Genomic DNA, 19,514 nt, shown 5'->3' with positions numbered 1-19,514 from the left:
TCTTTGGTGAAGCTCCATTTGGTGCGACATTTATGCCGCAAAAGGACGGACGAACAGGCAAAGGTTACCATTTGATCGTGACAGAAGAATCAAAGTGATATCACCTTTTTCGTGTCATCTGTCTTATCGCTCCATTACAGACTTTCTGTAGGGTGTGAACCGTTTATTTTTCAGGAATTTGTATGCCCATTGTTGTCGAGCGCCTGAACGCAGCCACCGGCCAGGACCAGCAGGACCTGCACAAAATCTACCGAGACGCCCCGGCCTGGTTGTTCGGGTCCTTTGGCGATGCAGCACAACTGATACAAGGCTGCCTGGCGGACGACTCATTGATCGCAGCCCGCTTCAATGATCGTTTACTCGGTGCCGCACGCCTGCAACGGCACCAGAACGGCTGGCACTTGTCCCAACTGTGCGTACGAAATATTACCCGCCGTCGTGGTGTGGCTGAACGGCTGGTGAGTGAGGCGCGCAGAATCGCCGAGGAAAACGGCGCCGAGCTGCGGCTGTTGGCACCGGCCGGGCATCTGGAAGCCCAAGCGCTGGCGGCCAAACTGAAATTGCCACTGGATGAATGCTAGTTAAAGCCGAACACAAATCCCTGTGGCGAGGGAGCTTGCTCCCGTTGGGGGCGCAGCCCCCCAAAAAACCGACGCCACGGTGTGTTCAGGCGCACTGATTCGCCTGGTTTGGGGCTGCTTCGCAGCCCAGCGGGAGCAAGCTCCCTCGCCACAGGGGCAGCGCCTGTCTGGCTGAACAGTGAAGGAGCGAACAACGATCACCCAACGCGCCACCAATTCAGGGCGTTATACTCCCAGGCTAAATTTTGAACTCAACCTACAAGGACTCGCCCATGAAAGCGTTCGGCAAAATCCTGGGTCTGGTACTTCTCGGGCTGTTGCTGATCATTGTGGCCCTGGGCTTTGCCCTGACCCACCTCTTCGATCCCAACGACTACAAGGAAGAGATCCGCCAGATAGCCCGCGACAAAGCCCACATTGAGCTGACCCTCAATGGCGACATAGGCTGGAGCCTGTTTCCATGGTTGGGTCTGGAATTACATGACGCCAGCGTCGCCACGCTGGCCAATCCGAAACAACCTTTCGCCGACCTGCAGATGCTTGGCCTGTCGGTGCGGGTAATACCGTTGCTGCGCCGGGAAGTGCAGATGAGCGACGTCCGGGTCGAAGGCCTGAACCTGCGGCTCAATCGTGACAAGAACGGCCACGGCAATTGGGAAGACATCGGCAAGACGCCCGCCTCTGCGACGACGGCGAATGCCCCGGCCCCTGGCGAACAACCTGCACCGCCCGCCAGCACCCCGGCAGAGAAGCCGGCCCAGCCGACCCGCCTGGACATCGACAGCCTGACCGTGAACAACGCCCGGGTCGAATACACCGACGAGCAGACCGGCAAGCAGTTCACCGCTGAAAGCATCCAATTGAGCACCGGCCCGGTCCACGACTCCACCAACATCCCGGTCACCCTCACCGCCTTCCTATCCAGCAACCAGCCGGCCGTGCGCGTGCGCACCGAAGTCACTGGCGAGCTACGCTTCGAACGCGCCTTGCAGCGCTACAAGTTCGAAGACCTGAAGCTGTCCGGCGAAGCCACGGGTGATCCGTTGCAGGGCAAGAGCCTTAACTTCGCGGCACAAGGGCAGTTGTTCCTGGATAAGGCAGCAAACGTCGCCGAATGGACCGGTATCAAACTGTCCCTCAACCAGCTGCGTGCCTTGGGTGAACTGAAGGTCAACGATCTCGACAAAACACCGCAATTGAGTGGCGGCCTATCGATCGCCCAGTTCGACCTGGCCAACTTTGTCGACAGCGTCGGCCAGAAACTGCCGGCCATGGCCGAAGGCAGCCTGAGCAAGGTTGAACTGGTCAGCCGCATTGCAGCCACGCCGACCAATGCCGAATTCAATGACATCAACCTGAAGGTCGACGACAGCAACTTTAACGGTCGTATCGCCGTGGAAGACTTCGCCAAGCAATCCCTGCGGGTGCAGCTCAAAGCCGACACGTTCAACGTTGACCGCTACCTGCCGCCCAAATCCGCCGAAGCCGACAGTAGCAAGGCGGCTCGTGAGGCCGAGGTCAGCAACACCGAAGCCAGCGCCATGGCCGGTGCTGGCAGCACACCGCTGCCAAGTTCCCCGACCCAGGGTGCCTGGAGCAACGACCGGCTGTTTCCGGTGGAGCGCCTGAGCAAGCTGGACCTCGATGCTGACTTGACCTTTGGCCAACTGACCCTCGATAAACTGCCCATCCAGAATGCCGCCCTCAAGGCAACCGGCCAGGGCGGCCTGCTGACCCTGGAAAACCTGCGGGGCGACCTCTACAACGGCAACTTCGAAGCCAAAGGCACGCTGGACGTGCGCCAGCCCACGCCGCAGTTGAGCCTGCAAACCCGCATCAACCGGGTGCCGGCCGAGAAAATCATCGAAAGCCAAGGCAAGAATCCGCCGGTCAAAGGCCTGGTGACCCTCAACAGCGCCGTGACCGCCAGCGGCAACAGCCAGAAGGCCCTGATCGATAGCCTCAACGGCAACGCCGGGTTCGTCATCAACGATGGCATGCTGCTCAATGCCAACCTCGAACAGCAACTGTGCAAAGCCATCGCCACCCTGAATCGCGAAACCCTCAGTGGCGAACCGCGGGGTAAGGACACACCGTTCCAGCAACTCAACGGCAACCTCACCTTCCATAACGGCGTGGCCAGCAACCCGGACCTGAAAGTCCGCATCCCCGGCATGATCGTCAACGGCAACGGCGATATCGACCTGCGGGTGCTGGGCATGGATTACCGCGTCGGCATCATCGTTGAAGGCGACAAGAGCGACATGCCTGACCCGGCCTGTCAGGTCAACGAACGCTACGTCGACGTCGAATGGCCGTTGCGCTGCCGCGGCCCCCTGGAGCTGGGCGCCAAGGCCTGCCGACTGGACAACGAGGGGCTGGGCAAGGTCGCGGCGAAGCTGGCTGGCGACCGCCTCGGTGACAAGATCGATGAGAAGCTGGGCGACAAGGTCAGTCCCGAACTGAAAAACGCGCTCAAGGGACTGTTCAAGCGATGACAGCCGAGCAGTTTTCCACCGCCGTACTGGACTGGTTCGACCGCCACGGGCGCCACGACTTGCCCTGGCAACATGACATCACCCCGTATCGGGTGTGGGTCTCGGAAATCATGTTGCAGCAGACCCAGGTCAGCACCGTGCTCAATTACTTCGACCGGTTCATGGCCTCGCTGCCTACGGTCGAAGCCTTGGCCGCTGCGCCAGAGGACGAAGTACTGCACCTATGGACCGGGCTGGGTTACTACACCCGCGCCCGCAATCTGCAGAAAACCGCGAAAATCGTCGTCGAGCAGCACGACGGCCAGTTCCCCCGCGACGTGGAAAAGCTCACCGAACTGCCGGGAATCGGCCTGTCCACCGCTGGCGCCATCGCCAGCATCAGCATGGGCCTGCGGGCGCCGATCCTCGATGGCAACGTCAAGCGCGTACTGGCGCGCTTCACCGCCCAGGAAGGCTATCCAGGTGAGCCCAAGGTGGCGAAACAGTTATGGGCCACTGCCGAGCGCTTCACACCCCAGGACCGGGTCAACGCTTACACCCAGGCGATGATGGACCTGGGTGCCACGCTCTGCACCCGCAGCAAACCCAGCTGCCTGCTTTGCCCGCTGAAAAAGGGCTGCGAAGCCCACATGCTGGGCCTGGAAACACGTTACCCGATTCCCAAGCCACGCAAGGAAGTGCCGAAAAAACGCACCCTGATGCCGATACTGGCCAACCGCGAAGGCGCGATCCTGCTTTACCGTCGCCCCTCCACCGGCCTGTGGGGCGGCCTGTGGAGCCTGCCGGAACTCGACGACCTCGACGACTTGCAGCATCTGGCGTTGCAGCACTCGCTGGAATTGGGCAAGCAACAGGAAATGCCAAGCCTGGTGCACACCTTCAGCCACTTCCAGTTGGCGATCGAACCCTGGCTGGTCCGGGTCCGGGAAACCGGCCATCACGTGGCCGAGGCCGACTGGCTCTGGTATAACCTCGCCACCCCGCCGCGCCTGGGCCTTGCCGCCCCGGTCAAAACCTTGCTCGAACGCGCGGCCGCCGTATTGAACGCAGGAGAGTCGTCATGACCCGCACCATCATGTGCCGCAAGTACAAAGAACCACTCGAAGGCCTGGAGCGCGCACCATTCCCGGGCGCCAAAGGCCAGGATATCTACGACAACGTCTCGGCCAAGGCCTGGGCCGACTGGCAAAAACACCAGACCCTGCTGATCAACGAAAAACGCCTGAACATGATGAACGCCGAAGACCGCAAATACCTTCAAGGCGAGATGGACAAGTTCTTTTCCGGCGAAGAATACGCCAAGGCCGAAGGTTACGTGCCGCCCTCCGAATAAGCCGCTCAGCACCGGGGCGGATCGTAAGCGACGGTAATAATTAAATATTTTTTGATAACGTGCTTGACGACCCCCTGAAAAACCCGTTTAATGCGCCCCGTTGCCCAGATAGCTCAGTCGGTAGAGCAGGGGATTGAAAATCCCCGTGTCGGCGGTTCGATTCCGTCTCTGGGCACCAAAATACCGAAAACCCCGATCAAGAAATTGATCGGGGTTTTTTATTGCGTGGGATTTGTTGCTCTATCTGCTTGCCCTGTTTGGCGCCTATGACAGCCCACCCAAAGCCCAACCCGGAATAAGTGTTGCGGCTCGTTTCCTGCTTTGATCGCGGCGTGACGAGCGATTAAGCTCTGCCTCAACGCTGGTCCGAACGGCCCCCCATACCGTGATCAAATTTGCGTTTAACGCAAAATCTGCGTAATACTGCGCCCAACAACTAACCCTCGTGACCGGTGTGGCCTGACCATCTGGTTGGAGGGGGAAAAAGCCGGCGCAAGCCGGTTTTTTCGTTTCTGGAGCATGAGATATGCAGGGACCGCCCGAGCTCAAACCTCTGCGCACCCGTATCTACATCGACGGCTACAACTTCTACTACGGTTGCCTGAAAGGAACCGCCTACAAATGGCTCGACCTGCTATCACTTTTTGAAAAGCATCTCTTACCGTCAGTGCTGGTCAAGGACAGTAACAACGTCATCAGGCAATCAACCCTGCTTGATCGCCCCTCGATAAAATTCTTTACCGCCAAAATCATTGAAACCGTGGCGCGAGCACCGGACTCCGTTTCATCTCAAGCCCGCTATCATACTGCCCTACGCAAGCTATACGGCGACCGCATTGACTTGGTGGAGGGCTATTACGCGGTCAACAGGATGAAGGTAAGGGTTGTCGATGCCAGCCATCCGAATCGTGCCCCTCGTGAATGCGAAGAAATCCAGGCCTGGAAGGTCGAGGAAAAACAGAGCGACGTGAATCTGTCGCTACAGGCCTATCACGACGCGATCGCCGGGGCGATTGATCACGCTGTCTTCGTCACAAACGACACCGATATCGCCCCGGCCCTCCAGATGATTCGTCAATACACATCCGTCCGGGTGGGCTTAGTTATTCCCACGACAAGCCACGAGCGAATTCCCAATACCGAGCTAGCCGAACTGGCTCATTGGGTACGAACTCACATCACCCACGCAGAACTTGCCACCTGTCAGCTACCTCGAGTGATCCCCGGACGAAAAGCAACGGTGAAACCAGAGTCCTGGTATGCACGCCCCGACTTACTACAGCAGGTCCTCGAACTGGTTATCCCAATCCGCGGAGATCGCGGCAAGGCATTCAAGTGGATGGAACAACCGAACATCTACTTGGATGGCCAACGTCCTATTGAGTTGGTAGAAACCGAGAAGGGGCCCAGCTAGTGTTGAGCTATATCCATGACTGGATAGCTCATCAGGCCAACTTCCAGGACAGGATTTAGAACGTCATACAGGACCAGAAAGACAACCGTCAAAACACCTGTTTTCGGCGATTTCTTCCCCCCGCCCCACCGACTCGGCTACATTCGTCCATCGCCACTCCCCCAACAGACGAGTCGACATGGACATCACCGGCATCCCCTTTGGCACCACCGATTGGTCAACCATCGAACCCACCGAACACAAAGGCGTCACCGGAACCGCCTATTGGCGCACCCGGCAGTTCGGGAACATTCGGGTACGGATGGTTGAATACACGGCGGGGTATCTGGCCGATCACTGGTGCATCAAGGGGCACATTCTGTTTTGCCTGAAGGGTGAGTTGAACACTGAGCTGGAGGACGGGCGACAGTTCGTGCTCAAGCCTGGCATGAGCTATCAGGTGGCCGACCAGGCCGAGCCTCATCGCTCATCAACTTCGCTGGGCGCAACCTTGTTCGTGGTGGATTGAGATTCGAAGCGCTCGCCATGAAGCTGTAGGATAGGTGGCCTTATTTTTCATGTCAGGAATCTGACCATGTCATCGGCAGAAAAACAGCAGAAGCGCAACCAGCGCGCCAAGGCGAAAGCCAAGAAGAACCGGATTCAACGCGCCGCTGCGCCGAACGATTTCCTCGATCCGAACGATGAGCGCATCGATTTGGAGACAGTAGATTTGTCGGAATTGTTTCAAGCCATGCAGGCTGCTGAAAAGATCAGCCAGCAAGCCATGTGCGTAACCTTCCTGGCACATCCACTGCTGTCGCTGGTGTTGGAACAGGAAGGTGAGGAGGAAGCCACTGACTTCATCATTACCGCCCTGATCGAATATCGGCGCATGACCACCGGCGTCGATGAGCAGACCGCGCTGGACTGGGTCGAGAGCAAGCAATTCCAGGCGGATTATGTGGCCGCGTCCCAGGCACTGGCCCAAGGCTCGATCTGACCGTCATCCCGTCAAGCGCTTTTGTGGTGAAGGCGCTTGCGCTGGACGACAACCTCCTGGGATAGCTCCTACAAGCCAGGGTCAATCGACATAGGGCGGCGTCAAATCCGTCCTGCATGAATCAGCTTTTTTTCCTCCAGGCCAATCAGCCCCGTCCTGCATCATCAAAACTTCCCCTGGAGCATGCTTTGGGTCCGCCCCCTCTCAATGGCTGGACACATCGATGACTTCAATTTCACCTCAAGACGACCCGCACCTCGCGCCACTGATCAGTGAACTCGGCCAACTGATCCAGCAGGCACGCCAGAAGGTCTTGCGCGCCGTCGATACGCTCCAGGTGCAAACATGCTGGCAGATCGGGCGACATATCATTGAGTTCGAACAAGGAGGCGCCGAACGGGCGGCTTATGGAAAACGTCTGCTGCCGTCGCTGGCGAAGGTGCTGACGGCGCGGTTTGGGAAGGGGTTTGATGCTTCTAATCTGCGCTATATGCGACTTTTTTATCAGGCATTTCCAATGTGTGACGCACTGCGTCACGAATTAAGTTGGACCCACTATCGCCTGCTACTCCGTGTCGAAAATGAAAATGCACGCCGTTGGTATATGAACGAGGCTGCAGCGCAAAACTGGTCCACCCGCGCCCTCGAACGCCAGATCGGCACCTTCTATTACGAACGCCTGCTGGCCAGCCGCGACAGGCCCGCGGTGGAGCAGGAGGCCCTCGTCAATCTCAAGGAACTGAACCTCGGTCCCAGGGATATCGTCAGGGATCCGGTGGTGCTGGAGTTCCTCGGCCTGCCCAATGCCGGCACCGTTCTGGAAACGGAGCTGGAGCAAGCCCTGATTGACCAGCTACAGGGTTTCTTGCTTGAGTTGGGCAAGGGCTTCGCCTTCATCGCCCGCCAGCAACGTATCAGTACCGAAAGCAAAGACTTCTACCTCGATCTGGTCTTTTACAACTATCTGCTCAAGTGTTTTGTGATCGTCGACCTCAAGCGTGGCGAACTGAGCCATCAGGACATCGGGCAGATGGACATGTATGTGCGCCTCTACGACGACCTCAAGCGCGGCCCCGATGACAAACCCACCGTCGGCATCATTCTGTGTGCCCAGAAAGATGAATCGGTGGTGCGTTACTCCGTATTGCAGGGCAATGAGCAATTGTTCGCCAGTCAATACAAGTTGGTACTCCCCTCGGAAGAAGAGCTGTGTAATGAGCTGGAACGCGAACGGGCGCGACTTGAGGAAATGAGGCCCGACACCCGATGACTGCATACCCAAAAACCCATGTAAGATTTATGCGTTTTTTTCAGCAACGCTCCAGTCAAAGAACCCTGTCCTGCATGTCATCAGCCGCACCACATCCCTCTCTGATCCAGGCATTGCGGACCGAAACCGCTGAACTGCACATCGCCTTGGAAAAACGCCTGCCGTTTTTCTCCGAACAACTGGACCTCGATCTGTATCGGCGCCTGATGGCGGCCTACTACGGTTTCTATCAACCGTTGGAACAACGTCTTCATGTACTTGCACTGACGCCGACCGGGCTGGACCAATCCCTACGGATCAAACTTCCGGTGCTGCGGGCGGATCTCACGGCACTGGGTCTGGAAGAAGCCGCTATCGAAGCGCTGCCCACCTGTCAGGCGTTGCCGCTGATCGACTCCCGTGCCGCCGCACTCGGCGTGTCCTATGTGCTGGAAGGCGCAACGCTCGGGGGGCAGATCCTGCGGCGTAGGGTGGCCGAGAAGCTGGGGCTTGACGCCTCTAGCGGAGCAGCCTTCCTCAATGTGTATGGCGAGCTCACCGGCCGACGCTGGAAAGATTTCCTCCAGTACCTGGACGACAGGAACCTTGGCGACGCCCAGACGCTCGAAGTCACACGCGCCGCCAAAGCGACGTTTACTCATTTTGAACGCTGGCTGGACAGCCAAAAGGTACTGTTATGAACCCGGAAAACCAGGAAGCCTTCGAAGAACTGCTGGCCAACTGCGCAGACGAACCGATCCGCTTCCCCGGGGCCATCCAGCCTCACGGCGTGCTGTTGATGTTGTCCGAGCCCGACTTCGTGGTCCGCCAGGTCAGCGCTAACGTGTTGCAGTTGATGGGGCACGACCCCCACCGGCTACTGGGCCAGACGCTTGATGCACTGTTCGGCCCGGAACAGGCCGAAGCGATTCTGGTCGCCTGTCGCGCCGATGTGGGAAGCGACAACCTGCCCGTCGCGATCGTCGCGAACCAGCAGCGCTTTGACGCGTTGATTCATCGTTACCAGGGCGCCCTGATCGTCGAACTGGAGCAGCACCTGAGCGACTACCGCCCCGAAGGCGTCAGTGGCGAGGCCAACATGGGCCGCATGCTGCAACGCCTGCAAAGTGCAAAAACGCTCCAGGCCCTGTACGAAATCAGCGTTCGGGAAATCCAAGCCATGACTGGCTACGACCGCGTGCTGATCTATCGCTTCGAAGAGGAAGGCCACGGGCAAGTGATCGCCGAGGCCAGTGCGCCCTCGATGGAGCTCTATAAAGGTCTGTTTTTCCCGGCGTCGGACATTCCGGAACAGGCCCGCGAGCTGTACCGCACCAACTGGCTGCGCATCATCCCCAATGCCGACTACACCCCCGTGCCCCTGGTGCCGCCGTTGCGGCCTGACACCCAGGCACCACTGGACCTGAGTTTTTCCACCCTGCGCAGCGTCTCGCCGATCCACCGCCAATACATGAAAAACATGGGCGTGCTCTCGTCCATGAGCATCTCACTGATGGAAGGCGAGCGCTTGTGGGGACTGATCAGTTGTGGCAACCGCCAGCCGCTGCTTGTCCCCCATGAAATGCGCATGGCCTGCCAGACCATCGGCCAGGTGCTGTCGCTGCAGATCAGCGCCATGGAAGCCCTGGAACTGACTCGCCAACGTGACGCCAAGCTTGAAGACCTCAAGGTCCTCGCCACCGTCATGGCAGCGTCCAGCGACAATGTCTTTGATGGTTTATCCCATGATCCACAACGGCTGATGGACCTGACCGGCGCCACCGGCGTCGCGATCTTCGAGGACAACAAACTGCACCGCCACGGCCAATGCCCGGAACCGGAGCAGATCCGCGAGCTGCACAAATGGATTCTGGAGACCGGCGAGCCGGTGTTCTCTCATCACAATCTAAGCAGCGTTTTCCCTGCGGCCCAGGCTTATCAAGACGTGGCGAGCGGCGTGCTGGCGATCCACCTGCCCAAGCCTGTGGAAAACGGCGTGCTGTGGTTTCGCCCCGAGGTCAAGCAAACCATCCAATGGAGCGGCGATCCGCAAAAACCGCTGGACCTGGAAAACAGCGAGACCGGCCTGCGCCTGCGCCCCCGGACGTCCTTCGAGATCTGGAAAGTCGAGATGGCCGGCATCAGCACGAAATGGACCCACGGCGACCTGTTCGCGGCCAATGACCTGCGGCGCTCAGCCCTGGAAAACGACCTGGCCCGGCAGGTGCTCAAGGAGCGCCAGGCCGTGCAGGCTCGCGATGAATTGGTGGCCGTGGTCTCCCATGACCTGCGCAACCCCATGACGGTCATTTCCATGCTCTGCGGCATGATGCAAAAGGCTTTCAGCTCTGACGGTTCCCACAGCTCAAAACGCATTGCCTCAGCCATCGATACCATGCAACAGGCCGCCAGCCGCATGAACGCACTGTTGGAAGACCTGCTCGATACGTCGCGCATCGACGCTGGGCGCTACACCATCACCCCCCAGCCGATGGACGTCAGCCAGATATTCGAAGACGCATGCTCGCTGCTGACGCCGCTGGCCAGCGCCAAGGCCATCGACATGTCCTTCCATGCCGAACCCAACCTGAAGATCAATGCCGATCCCGAGCGGTTGTTCCAGGTGTTGTCCAACTTGATTGGCAATGCCATCAAGTTCACACCTCAGGAAGGCTCCGTGGGCATCAGTGCGATGTCCGTTGGTAACGAGATCGTATTCAGCGTCCGCGACACCGGTGAAGGGATTGCGCCAGAGCAGCTGCCTCATGTTTTCGAGCGCTACTGGACGACCAAGGAGGGCAACCCGAATGGCACCGGTCTTGGATTGTATATTTCCAAGGGGATTGTCCAGGCCCATGGCGGTAAACTGTACGCCGAAAGCCAGCCAGGCCAGGGCAGCGAATTCTGCTTTACCGTGCCGAGAATCGACTGAGCCGGGCACGCTCCTCCCCTAACGAATTGGAAACCGAAGCCCAATGGCCTCACCGAACAAGCAGCAAAAACGTGCCAAGCGCGCCAAAGATAAAGCCAAGCAGATCCGCATGAGTGGACGTAAATCCATCCCGATGTACGGCGACCCGGCCCACGCCACCGCACAACCACCGGTCTATGTGTTGGAGTTGTTTGCCAAACTGCGCGAAGCCGAGGCCATCAGCCGTAGCGAAATGCTCGACACGCTGCTCGCGTCCCTGAGCGTGATGATCAGCGAACGCCCAGGCTTGCTGGATCTGAAGAACGCTGAAAACGAAAGCATGGCAGCCACCAACCTGGCGGCCGACATGCTGGTGGATTACCGCATGTGGGTCGACGAGATGGACCGCGAGACGGCGCAGCGCTGGCTCAGCACTCCGGAGTTCATCAAGGACTTCAGCGAGGCGCTGGACCGTTATCGCCAGTCGATGGAAGAACCGATCAGCGAATAAGCCGACCGGCTATTCGTCACCGTTCCAATGGAACACCAGCTTGCGTGCGGCGCCGCTACCAACGTCGGCGGTGTCGCGCCGCGCCTCGCCGTTGCGGGTCGCCACTACGGTGTACTTGCCCGGCGGCAACTGCACGTAAACCAGCGGTCCCGCCTCGTCCAGCGTCAGCAGCGCTTGCCCCGCTGCGTTCTGGACGACGACATGCACATCCGGGATGTATTTGTTTTCCGGGCCAATCGCGAACGTCATGTGCAGGTTGTAGCCCTGGGCCTGCCCGATGGCCCGGGCTTCATCCTCGCCAATGCCGCCGGACAAGTAGCTGATGCCGTTCTGTTGTTGCGGCTGGACCTGCACGCCGGCGCTGTCTACCGGGGCCAGGCTCGTGGCGTTGAGCATGATAGGTAACAACAGCGCGCCGAGCAGAAGGAAGGGCAGCAAAAAGTAATGGTTATGCTTCATGGCGAGGACTCCAGGTACTGGAAACAGCTCATGAGTTCTCTTTTGATTGTGGTTACACGCCAAGGTTTAGATCTATTGGCGATGAACGGAAACCGAGAACCCCCTCAAAGCACAGCAACACGCTCATCCGATTAACCCTTCCAACCCCCGTCCAAAGCTGGCACCATCGCGCCTTTTTTTACGCGACTCCCCGGGTTTTCACCGGTAAGCAGGATTCAGACGGCCGTTGGGTTGTTGAAGGCGCGACAGACTGCTGCGCCCATGCGACAACCTGCCGCACATCCCCGGTTTACCACCCGCAGCACTGTTGGCGGCCATTCGGACGCATGCTAGCTTGGCCGCCTCGCCAAGGAAGGCCGCCAACAGCAAGGGAGCACACACCATGAGGACCGCATATGGCCCAGGCCACGCCCGCGCTTGAAATCCGCAACCTGCACAAACGCTACGGCCAGCTGGAGGTGCTCAAAGGCGTCTCGCTGACCGCCCGCGACGGCGATGTGATCTCGATCCTGGGCTCCTCCGGTTCCGGCAAATCCACGTTCCTGCGCTGCATCAACCTGCTGGAAAACCCCAACCAGGGGCAGATTCTGGTGGCCGGCGAGGAACTCAAGCTCAAGGCGGCGAAAAACGGTGAACTGGTGGCCGCCGACGGCAAACAGATCAACCGCCTGCGCAGCGAGATCGGTTTTGTGTTTCAAAACTTTAATCTCTGGCCACACATGAGCGTGCTCGACAACATCATCGAAGCGCCACGCCGGGTGCTCGGCCAAAGCAAGGCCGAAGCCGTCGAGGTGGCCGAGGCCCTGCTGGCCAAGGTCGGCATCGCCGACAAGCGCCACGCCTACCCGGCCGAGCTGTCCGGTGGCCAGCAACAGCGCGCGGCCATCGCCCGTACCCTGGCGATGCAGCCCAAGGTGATTCTGTTCGACGAGCCCACTTCCGCCCTTGACCCGGAAATGGTCCAGGAAGTACTTAGTGTGATCCGCGCCCTGGCCGAAGAAGGTCGTACCATGCTGCTGGTGACCCACGAAATGGGGTTCGCCCGTCAGGTTTCCAGCGAAGTGGTGTTTCTCCATCAAGGCCTGGTCGAGGAGCAAGGATCGCCACAGCAGGTCTTCGAAAACCCGCTTTCGGCGCGCTGCAAACAATTCATGTCCAGCAACCGCTAACGGAGCAGTACACATGCATATCTACAAAAAATTCCTGCTGGCCGCAGCCGTCAGCCTGGTGTTCTCGGCCAACGCCATGGCGGCCGATAAACTGAAGATGGGCATCGAAGCGGCCTACCCGCCGTTCAACAACAAGGACGCCAGCGGCCAGGTCGTGGGCTTTGACAAAGACATCGGCGACGCCCTGTGCGCCAAGATGAAAGTCGAGTGCGAAGTGGTGACCTCCAACTGGGACGGCATCATCCCCGCCCTGATGGCCAAGAAGTTCGACTTCCTGATTTCTTCGCTGTCGATCAACGAAGAACGCAAGCAAGCGGTGGACTTCACCGACCCGTACTACTCCAACAAACTGCAATTCATCGCGCCGAAAAACGTCGAGTTCAAAACCGATAAAGAGTCTCTCAAGGGCAAGGTCATCGGGGCACAGCGTTCTACCCTCGCAGGTACCTGGCTGGAAGACGAACTGGGCAGCGATATCACCGCCAAGCTCTACGACACCCAGGAAAATGCCTATCTGGACCTGACCTCCGGCCGCGTCGACGCGATCCTGGCGGACAAATACGCGAACTACGACTGGCTGAAAACCGAGGCCGGCCGTGGTTATGAATTCAAGGGGGACCCGGTGGTAGAAGGCGACAAGATCGGCATCGCGGTGCTCAAGGGTAACGATGAACTGCGCACCAAGCTGAACACCGCCCTCAAGGAAATCATTGCTGACGGCACCTATAAAAAGATCAACGACAAGTACTTCCCGTTCAGCATCTATTGATGCTGACGTGCCTGGCCGGCGATGCACCCTGGCAGCGCCGGCCCCTAGCAAAGCCTGCCGCGATATGAATTCTTACCCATGATGATCGATCTCTACGGATTCGGCCCGGCGCTCGCCGCCGGCGCGCTGATGACCGTCAAACTGGCGCTGACGGCCCTCTGCCTGGGGCTGGTGCTCGGCCTGCTCGGCGCCTTGGCCAAGACCTCGCCGTACAAACCGCTGCAATGGCTGGGCGGCACCTATTCGACGTTGGTTCGCGGCATCCCGGAATTGCTCTGGGTGCTTTTGATCTACTTCGGTACGGTCAACTTGCTGCGTGCCCTGGGCGAGTATTTCGGCAACCCCGATCTTACCCTCGACGCCTTCGCCGCGGGCGTCATTGCCCTGGGCCTGTGCTTTGGCGCCTACGCCACGGAAGTGTTTCGCGGCGCGATCCTGGCGATTCCCAAGGGCCACCGTGAGGCGGGCGTCGCCCTTGGCCTATCAAAGTGGCGGATCTTCACCCGATTGATCATGCCGCAGATGTGGCGCATCGCCCTGCCCGGCCTGGGCAACCTGTTCATGATTCTGATGAAGGACACCGCGCTGGTCTCGGTGCTCGGCCTGGAAGAGATCATGCGCCACGCGGAAATCGGCGTGACCGTGTCCAAGCAACCGTTCCTCTTCTACATGGTGGCAGCGTTCATGTACCTGGGCCTCACGGTGCTAGCCATGATCGGCATGCACCTGCTGGAACAGCGCGCCGCCCGAGGCTTTACCAGGAGCACCCAATGAACTGGGACGTCATCATCAAGTGGCTGCCGAAGCTGGCCCAAGGCGCCACGCTGACCCTGGAGCTGGTGGCCATCGCGGTGATTGCTGGCCTGCTGCTGGCGATTCCACTGGGCATCGCCCGCTCTTCGCGACTGTGGTACGTGCGGGCTTTGCCCTACGCCTACATCTTCTTTTTCCGTGGCACGCCGTTATTGGTTCAGCTGTTCCTGGTCTATTACGGCCTGGCGCAATTCGATGCCGTGCGCAGCAGCGCGTTGTGGCCGTATTTGCGCGATCCGTTCTGGTGCGCCACGGTCACCATGACCCTGCACACCGCCGCCTACATCGCCGAGATCCTGCGCGGCGCGATCCAGGCCATCCCAAAGGGCGAGATCGAAGCCGCACGGGCCCTGGGCATGTCGCGGCCCAAGGCATTGTTCTACATCATGCTGCCCCGCGCCGCGCGCATCGGCCTGCCGGCCTACAGCAACGAAGTGATCCTGATGCTCAAGGCCAGTGCCCTGGCGAGTACCGTGACCCTGCTGGAACTCACCGGCATGGCCCGCACCATCATTGCCCGGACCTACCTGCCGGTGGAGATCTTCTTCGCGGCCGGCATGTTCTACCTGTTGATGGCGTTCCTGCTGGTGCAAGGCTTCAAACAGCTGGAGCGCTGGTTGCGCGTCGATGCCTGCCAAGGACGCTGACGGCGACGTGCTGACGGGCGAAGCGTTGCTCGCCCGTTTCACGGCGCTGGATACTTTCCTCACGGCGCACCAGGCGCTGTGGAAACCGCGCCCCTTCACCCACCTGCACCTGCCCTGGGAAACCGCCTACCCAGCATTGGCCCACTGGCTACGCCAGCGTTCACTGGAGGAGGCGGAAAACGACCATCATCAGCCGTGGCTCATAGAAGACGCGCCAGCGCCCTTCCCGGAACTGGCGACCATTTCCCGCGAACTGAGTGCAATCGCAGAGTTGCCAGCCGCCGAGCTGAGAGCACCCGGTCATCGTCTCAACGTCGACGTGCCCGGCCGCAAATGGCAACAGATCGAAGCCTTCGCCAGCCGCCTGCGCTTCGCCACCGAACCCAGCCACTGGCTGGACTGGTGCGCTGGCAAAGGCCACCTCGGTCGACGCTTGCTGCAGGATGCGCAAAAACTGACGAGCCTGGAATACGACCCAGCCCTGGTCGCCAGCGGCCAGCAACTGAGCCAGCGCCACCACCTACCCGCCACACATCTGCAACAGGATGTACTGGCCGCGAGCGCGGCCCTGGCGATCTCCCCCGAACACACACCGGTGGCCTTGCACGCCTGCGGCGACCTGCATGTGCGGCTGATGCAATTGGCGAGCGCCACCGGCTGCGCACAACTGGCTGTCGCACCGTGCTGCTACAACCGCATCAGCACTGAGTGTTATCAACCACTGTCCGACGCCGCCAAAGACTCCGCCCTACAGCTATCGCTCGACGACCTCGCTCTACCCCTGACAGAAACCGTCACTGCGGGTGCTCGCATCCGACGGCAACGAGACCACTCCATGGCCTGGCGCCTGGGCTTCGACCTGCTGCAGCGGCAAATCAGAGGATGCGATGAGTACCTGCCTACCCCTTCGCTACCAAGCGCCTGGCTGGAAAAATCCTTCGCCCAATACTGCATCGATCTGGCAGCCTTGAAGGACTTATCCACAGTCGGTTCGCCTGATTGGACTGCATTAGAACAGGCCGGCCATCAACGCCTGGCCGAAGTGCGCAACCTGGAATTGGTGCGAGGCCTTTTCCGACGGCCATTGGAGCTGTGGCTGGTCCTGGATCGAGCACTTTTCCTCATGCAAAAAGGCTACAACGTTCGTCTTGGCACTTTCTGCGAATCGCTCCTGACCCCACGAAACCTGATGGTGCTTGCAGAGCGTTATTGAAGCGAAACAGCCTGTGGATAACTCTGTTGATGGAATCTACGCGGCGCCAAGCAACCCGCGATTTCCTGACCGAACGAAGGGTGGTCATTTTTTGTTCACATGCATAAAAAACCATGAAAACAGGCATTTGCGAGCAAACGAGAAAGCTGTCACAAAATCGCAAGATGCCGACCGCCTCGTCCTTCCCATTGTGCATAAGCGCCTGAGCGAAACGACATAACCAACGAATTCAAGGCGGTGATGGGCGAGCAATTGTGTACAGCGCGACACAAACTTCACCCGCTGTTGTTCCTGGATAACACCACCGTTCGTGAACGCGCCGACAGGCCAAAGTCCAACGCCACGCCTTGCAAAAACAACCGCACCTGACGAGCCCTGAACAAACGACTTCTCCGCCGCACCGTGCCCAAGCCAAACCCCGTGCAAAAATAGTCAGAATTCAGGGGTTTACAGAACTGGCCCAATCGCTATAATCGTCGCCCACACGCCGGTATAGCTCAGTTGGTAGAGCAACTGACTTGTAATCAGTAGGTCCCGGGTTCGACTCCTGGTGCCGGCACCATATAAGATTCCAGAGAAGGCTTTCAAAATCTCTAGAACCCCCGAAAAACCCGCCTTCTGGCGGGTTTTTTCGTTTTAGCGTTCCATCGGTTTCCGTCAGAAACTGGTGGATTCCAACCGTTTTAAGGGTAGAGTTTGGGATACAGGTCACTTCGATAAAAGGGAGTACCCTTATGTCGCGCACCACAGCTCCGCTCTCCGACGCAGCTTGCCGCTTGGCAAAACCTACAGACCGCGCCTACAAGCTTTTCGACGGCGATGGCCTCTACCTCCTAGTCCAACCCAATGGCCGCAAAGGCTGGCGACTCCGTTACGTCAAACCTGACGGACGGGAAGGACTGACCTCGTTCGGCAACTACCCCGTCATTGGCCTCGCCGATGCGCGCCGCAAGCGCTTGGAAGTCAAGCGAATGCTGGCGGATGGCGTTGATCCTATAGAGACCAAGCACCAAGCCAAGGCGGTAGCCGTAATCAAAGGCAGAACCTTTGAAAGCGTTGCGCTCGACTGGCATACGGAAATGTCGGCCAAGTGGGCACCAGGCCATTCCAAGACAGTGATGAGCCGCCTCAAAACCCACGTATTCCCGCTGATCGGCGCAAGCGCCATTGTCGACTTAGACACCCATGACCTGATGCAGCCCTTGGAAGCAATCAAGAAGCGCGGAACGATAGACGTTGCTTTAAGGGTACAAAACTACCTACAGAGCATTATGCGCGAGGCAAAGCGCCTCCGGCTTATCACTGCAAACCCTGCTTACGACCTCGAAGGCTTGATCAAAGCCCCGCGGGTGGTACATCGTCCCGCTCTACCCTTATCGCGACTGCCTGAACTACAGGAACGGATCGACACTTACAAAGGCCGGACACTTACACGGCTGACGGTCATGCTGTCGCTGCATGTGTTTGTACGATCCAGCGAGCTGCGTTTCGCACGCTGGAGCGAGTTCGACCTCAAGCGCGGCACCTGGGAAATCCCAGACACTCGGCCAGCGCTGGAGGGAGTACCCTTTTCCACAAGGGGTACGAAGATGGCAGGGGATATCCATCTTGTACCCTTATCGCCGCAAGCCGTGACCCTGCTTGAACAGATCCACGCCCTCACCGGCAAATTCGACCTGGTGTTTGCAGGCGATGCCAAACCCTGGAAGCCCATGTCCGAAAATACCGTGAACAACGCGCTTCGGACGATGGGATACGACACCAAAACCGATATCTGCGGGCATGGGTTTCGTTCGATGGCCTGCAGCGCACTGATCGAGTCAGGACTGTGGTCCGAGACCGCCATTGAAAGGCAGATGAGCCACAAGGAACGCAACAACGTCCGTGCCGCTTACATCCACAAGGCCGAGTTCATAGAGGAGCGCAGGCTGATCATGAACTGGTGGAGCCGGTACCTGGAGGCCAACCGACAGAGCATGTCACTCCACACGAATTCGCGAACCAGAGCGGAGCGAACGTCACTCGCCTACAAAGCAAAACGTGGCGCAACTGAGTAAGCACAGACCCTTCCGCTATACACCACATCCTGCGCGCAAGGGTACTGACTGCGTCGCTTCCAGCTACTCAGAATGCTATTGCATCCTTCTCCGCTGACGAGGTGATTCGACCGTACCAGTTAGATGTATTCCCTCAGGTACATTCAATTTATCAACTATTGCTGAATCTATTTTTTGGTCACCAATCGTACATCTAAAGAGTTCTAGAAAGAACCGATATGGGGTCAGATTGCAAGCGGAGTGCAACTCGCGCGTATTAGACCCAAAGATCCTATTTGCTGAAGCGCACCGCATTCCGGTTTTCGCGTAGTCAAAAACAAAAGACGCAGGAGAGACTGCAAGCATTTTTCCGCATTGAGCCGTCAACTCGTTATGCTCAGCTACACTCATTAAGGAATTGGGCTCAACACGCTTAGCTTGGATCAAAACTCCTTTTGAGTATGTAAGGCCGGGTGTGTTCAGAGAGACATGAATAAGCATATCAGCTCCAACCCTGCGCTCCTGTGCTGCAATTCCTTTGCGATGACGCAGGATAGATGATGACCAATTAATACCGCCATAGCTTTGGTCAAACGCAGAATCTAACCTGCCGATCAAGACTCCGGTAAGATCATCTTCATCGGTAACATTTCCAGACTTGTATTTCCCCATTGCTGCAGTAACCGCTGCTTCGGCCGCATGAGCTGCCTCGTGAAATGCTTGTTCTAAATCCATATTATTTCTCAAGTCCGGATGCTGTCAGTGGTCCCAACAGAAGCGATGATAGCCCAAGATCAGAAGCTGCTAGAACGACGGGGTCGGCGTAAACTCAATTTCTCTTCATAAGCGATTCCACTTCCTGAAGCCCGCCCCTGAAACCATCATTAACAACTCGTTGCGACGCATAGACGCGCGATCAGAATAGGTGA

Annotated in this window: 18 protein-coding genes, 2 tRNA genes and 1 pseudogene; 19 read left to right on the top strand and 2 right to left on the bottom strand. The window is 58.5% G+C overall.

What is annotated here, in order from left to right; translation table 11 throughout:
- Positions 1-182 precede the first annotated feature (182 nt).
- From panM to CD58_RS01500, 12 genes are all read left to right on the top strand, one after another.
- Positions 183-581, top strand: a complete 399-nt coding sequence (gene panM / locus CD58_RS01555; RefSeq protein WP_025211338.1) for an aspartate 1-decarboxylase autocleavage activator PanM — start codon at positions 183-185, stop codon at positions 579-581.
- A gap of 272 nt (positions 582-853) precedes the next feature.
- Entirely contained in the window at positions 854-3,079 is a 2,226-nt protein-coding gene (locus CD58_RS01550) for an AsmA family protein (protein WP_025211337.1), read from the top strand.
- Positions 3,076-4,143, top strand: coding sequence for an A/G-specific adenine glycosylase (mutY, locus tag CD58_RS01545; RefSeq protein WP_025211336.1), 1,068 nt, complete (start codon positions 3,076-3,078; stop codon positions 4,141-4,143). Before CD58_RS01550 ends, mutY begins: the two co-directional genes overlap by 4 nt.
- The gene (locus tag CD58_RS01540) at positions 4,140-4,412 is read left to right on the top strand and encodes an oxidative damage protection protein (RefSeq protein ID WP_025211335.1); all 273 of its coding nucleotides are present in this window, start codon (positions 4,140-4,142) and stop codon (positions 4,410-4,412) included. Before mutY ends, CD58_RS01540 begins: the two co-directional genes overlap by 4 nt.
- Positions 4,413-4,514: 102 nt before the next feature.
- A tRNA-Phe gene (locus tag CD58_RS01535) sits at positions 4,515-4,590 on the top strand.
- A 348-nt stretch (positions 4,591-4,938) separates the two neighbouring features.
- The gene (locus CD58_RS01530; protein ID WP_419178817.1) at positions 4,939-5,826 is read left to right on the top strand and encodes a 6-hydroxy-3-succinoylpyridine hydroxylase; all 888 of its coding nucleotides are present in this window, start codon (positions 4,939-4,941) and stop codon (positions 5,824-5,826) included.
- Between the two features lie 178 nt (positions 5,827-6,004).
- Positions 6,005-6,334: a DHCW motif cupin fold protein gene (locus CD58_RS01525; protein WP_025211334.1), complete on the top strand. Its 330-nt coding sequence runs from the start codon at positions 6,005-6,007 to the stop codon at positions 6,332-6,334.
- Positions 6,335-6,400: 66 nt separating this feature from the next.
- On the top strand, positions 6,401-6,808 hold the full coding sequence (locus tag CD58_RS01520) for a hypothetical protein (RefSeq protein ID WP_025211333.1): 408 nt from the start codon (positions 6,401-6,403) through the stop codon (positions 6,806-6,808).
- A 223-nt stretch (positions 6,809-7,031) separates the two neighbouring features.
- Positions 7,032-8,078, top strand: a complete 1,047-nt coding sequence (locus CD58_RS01515) for a PDDEXK nuclease domain-containing protein (protein WP_025211332.1) — start codon at positions 7,032-7,034, stop codon at positions 8,076-8,078.
- A 74-nt stretch (positions 8,079-8,152) separates the two neighbouring features.
- Entirely contained in the window at positions 8,153-8,758 is a 606-nt protein-coding gene (locus tag CD58_RS01510; protein ID WP_025211331.1) for a biliverdin-producing heme oxygenase, read from the top strand.
- Complete coding sequence (locus tag CD58_RS01505; RefSeq protein WP_025211330.1) at positions 8,755-10,989, top strand: ATP-binding protein; 2,235 nt, start codon at positions 8,755-8,757, stop codon at positions 10,987-10,989. Before CD58_RS01510 ends, CD58_RS01505 begins: the two co-directional genes overlap by 4 nt.
- 43 nt (positions 10,990-11,032) lie before the next feature.
- A complete protein-coding gene (locus CD58_RS01500) occupies positions 11,033-11,479 on the top strand; it encodes a hypothetical protein (protein WP_025211329.1) in 447 nt (148 codons plus the stop codon).
- A gap of 9 nt (positions 11,480-11,488) precedes the next feature.
- Here CD58_RS01500 and CD58_RS01495 read toward each other — a convergent pair whose 3' ends face one another.
- Positions 11,489-11,938 carry a hypothetical protein gene (locus CD58_RS01495; protein WP_025211328.1) on the bottom strand — a complete coding sequence of 150 codons (450 nt, stop codon included), beginning with the start codon at positions 11,936-11,938 and terminating at the stop codon, positions 11,489-11,491.
- A gap of 395 nt (positions 11,939-12,333) precedes the next feature.
- On the opposite strand from CD58_RS01495, the gene CD58_RS01490 reads away from it, so the two are divergent.
- The 7 genes and pseudogenes from CD58_RS01490 to CD58_RS01460 all read left to right on the top strand — a co-directional run bounded on the left by CD58_RS01490 (position 12,334) and on the right by CD58_RS01460 (position 18,602).
- Positions 12,334-13,107 carry an ABC transporter ATP-binding protein gene (locus CD58_RS01490; protein WP_014336086.1) on the top strand — a complete coding sequence of 258 codons (774 nt, stop codon included), beginning with the start codon at positions 12,334-12,336 and terminating at the stop codon, positions 13,105-13,107.
- A 13-nt stretch (positions 13,108-13,120) separates the two neighbouring features.
- Entirely contained in the window at positions 13,121-13,876 is a 756-nt protein-coding gene (locus CD58_RS01485; protein ID WP_025211327.1) for an ABC transporter substrate-binding protein, read from the top strand.
- A gap of 78 nt (positions 13,877-13,954) precedes the next feature.
- Complete coding sequence (locus CD58_RS01480; RefSeq protein ID WP_025211326.1) at positions 13,955-14,650, top strand: ABC transporter permease; 696 nt, start codon at positions 13,955-13,957, stop codon at positions 14,648-14,650.
- Positions 14,647-15,336: an ABC transporter permease gene (locus CD58_RS01475; protein ID WP_025211325.1), complete on the top strand. Its 690-nt coding sequence runs from the start codon at positions 14,647-14,649 to the stop codon at positions 15,334-15,336. Before CD58_RS01480 ends, CD58_RS01475 begins: the two co-directional genes overlap by 4 nt.
- Positions 15,317-16,549: a methyltransferase gene (locus tag CD58_RS01470; RefSeq protein ID WP_025211324.1), complete on the top strand. Its 1,233-nt coding sequence runs from the start codon at positions 15,317-15,319 to the stop codon at positions 16,547-16,549. Before CD58_RS01475 ends, CD58_RS01470 begins: the two co-directional genes overlap by 20 nt.
- 486 nt (positions 16,550-17,035) lie before the next feature.
- Positions 17,036-17,111, top strand: a tRNA-Thr gene (locus tag CD58_RS01465).
- A gap of 172 nt (positions 17,112-17,283) precedes the next feature.
- Positions 17,284-18,602, top strand: a pseudogene (locus tag CD58_RS01460) (tyrosine-type recombinase/integrase).
- Between the two features lie 79 nt (positions 18,603-18,681).
- Here the strand turns inward: CD58_RS01460 and CD58_RS28895 are convergent.
- Complete coding sequence (locus CD58_RS28895; RefSeq protein ID WP_080712489.1) at positions 18,682-19,320, bottom strand: hypothetical protein; 639 nt, start codon at positions 19,318-19,320, stop codon at positions 18,682-18,684.
- Positions 19,321-19,514: the final 194 nt, after the last annotated feature.

It is taken from the genome of Pseudomonas brassicacearum, assembly GCF_000585995.1.
Lineage (GTDB): Bacteria > Pseudomonadota > Gammaproteobacteria > Pseudomonadales > Pseudomonadaceae > Aquipseudomonas > Aquipseudomonas brassicacearum_A.
The sequence above is the reverse complement of the archived record's forward strand: the minus strand, read 5'-3'. Positions and strand labels throughout refer to the sequence as shown.

What these genes read in the sequence shown, in the direction of transcription:
- mutY (WP_025211336.1), top strand. Translation starts at nt 3,076, where the DNA reads ATGACAGCCGAGCAGTTTTCCACCGCCGTACTGGACTGGTTCGACCGC.
- CD58_RS01490 (WP_014336086.1), top strand. Translation starts at nt 12,334, where the DNA reads ATGGCCCAGGCCACGCCCGCGCTTGAAATCCGCAACCTGCACAAACGC.
- CD58_RS01470 (WP_025211324.1), top strand. Translation starts at nt 15,317, where the DNA reads ATGCCTGCCAAGGACGCTGACGGCGACGTGCTGACGGGCGAAGCGTTG.
- CD58_RS01515 (WP_025211332.1), top strand. Translation starts at nt 7,032, where the DNA reads ATGACTTCAATTTCACCTCAAGACGACCCGCACCTCGCGCCACTGATC.
- CD58_RS01520 (WP_025211333.1), top strand. Translation starts at nt 6,401, where the DNA reads ATGTCATCGGCAGAAAAACAGCAGAAGCGCAACCAGCGCGCCAAGGCG.
- CD58_RS01500 (WP_025211329.1), top strand. Translation starts at nt 11,033, where the DNA reads ATGGCCTCACCGAACAAGCAGCAAAAACGTGCCAAGCGCGCCAAAGAT.
- CD58_RS28895 (WP_080712489.1), bottom strand. Translation starts at nt 19,320, where the DNA reads ATGGATTTAGAACAAGCATTTCACGAGGCAGCTCATGCGGCCGAAGCA.
- CD58_RS01475 (WP_025211325.1), top strand. Translation starts at nt 14,647, where the DNA reads ATGAACTGGGACGTCATCATCAAGTGGCTGCCGAAGCTGGCCCAAGGC.
- CD58_RS01525 (WP_025211334.1), top strand. Translation starts at nt 6,005, where the DNA reads ATGGACATCACCGGCATCCCCTTTGGCACCACCGATTGGTCAACCATC.
- CD58_RS01480 (WP_025211326.1), top strand. Translation starts at nt 13,955, where the DNA reads ATGATGATCGATCTCTACGGATTCGGCCCGGCGCTCGCCGCCGGCGCG.
- CD58_RS01540 (WP_025211335.1), top strand. Translation starts at nt 4,140, where the DNA reads ATGACCCGCACCATCATGTGCCGCAAGTACAAAGAACCACTCGAAGGC.
- CD58_RS01550 (WP_025211337.1), top strand. Translation starts at nt 854, where the DNA reads ATGAAAGCGTTCGGCAAAATCCTGGGTCTGGTACTTCTCGGGCTGTTG.
- panM (WP_025211338.1), top strand. Translation starts at nt 183, where the DNA reads ATGCCCATTGTTGTCGAGCGCCTGAACGCAGCCACCGGCCAGGACCAG.
- CD58_RS01510 (WP_025211331.1), top strand. Translation starts at nt 8,153, where the DNA reads ATGTCATCAGCCGCACCACATCCCTCTCTGATCCAGGCATTGCGGACC.
- CD58_RS01505 (WP_025211330.1), top strand. Translation starts at nt 8,755, where the DNA reads ATGAACCCGGAAAACCAGGAAGCCTTCGAAGAACTGCTGGCCAACTGC.
- CD58_RS01530 (WP_419178817.1), top strand. Translation starts at nt 4,939, where the DNA reads ATGCAGGGACCGCCCGAGCTCAAACCTCTGCGCACCCGTATCTACATC.
- CD58_RS01495 (WP_025211328.1), bottom strand. Translation starts at nt 11,938, where the DNA reads ATGAAGCATAACCATTACTTTTTGCTGCCCTTCCTTCTGCTCGGCGCG.
- CD58_RS01485 (WP_025211327.1), top strand. Translation starts at nt 13,121, where the DNA reads ATGCATATCTACAAAAAATTCCTGCTGGCCGCAGCCGTCAGCCTGGTG.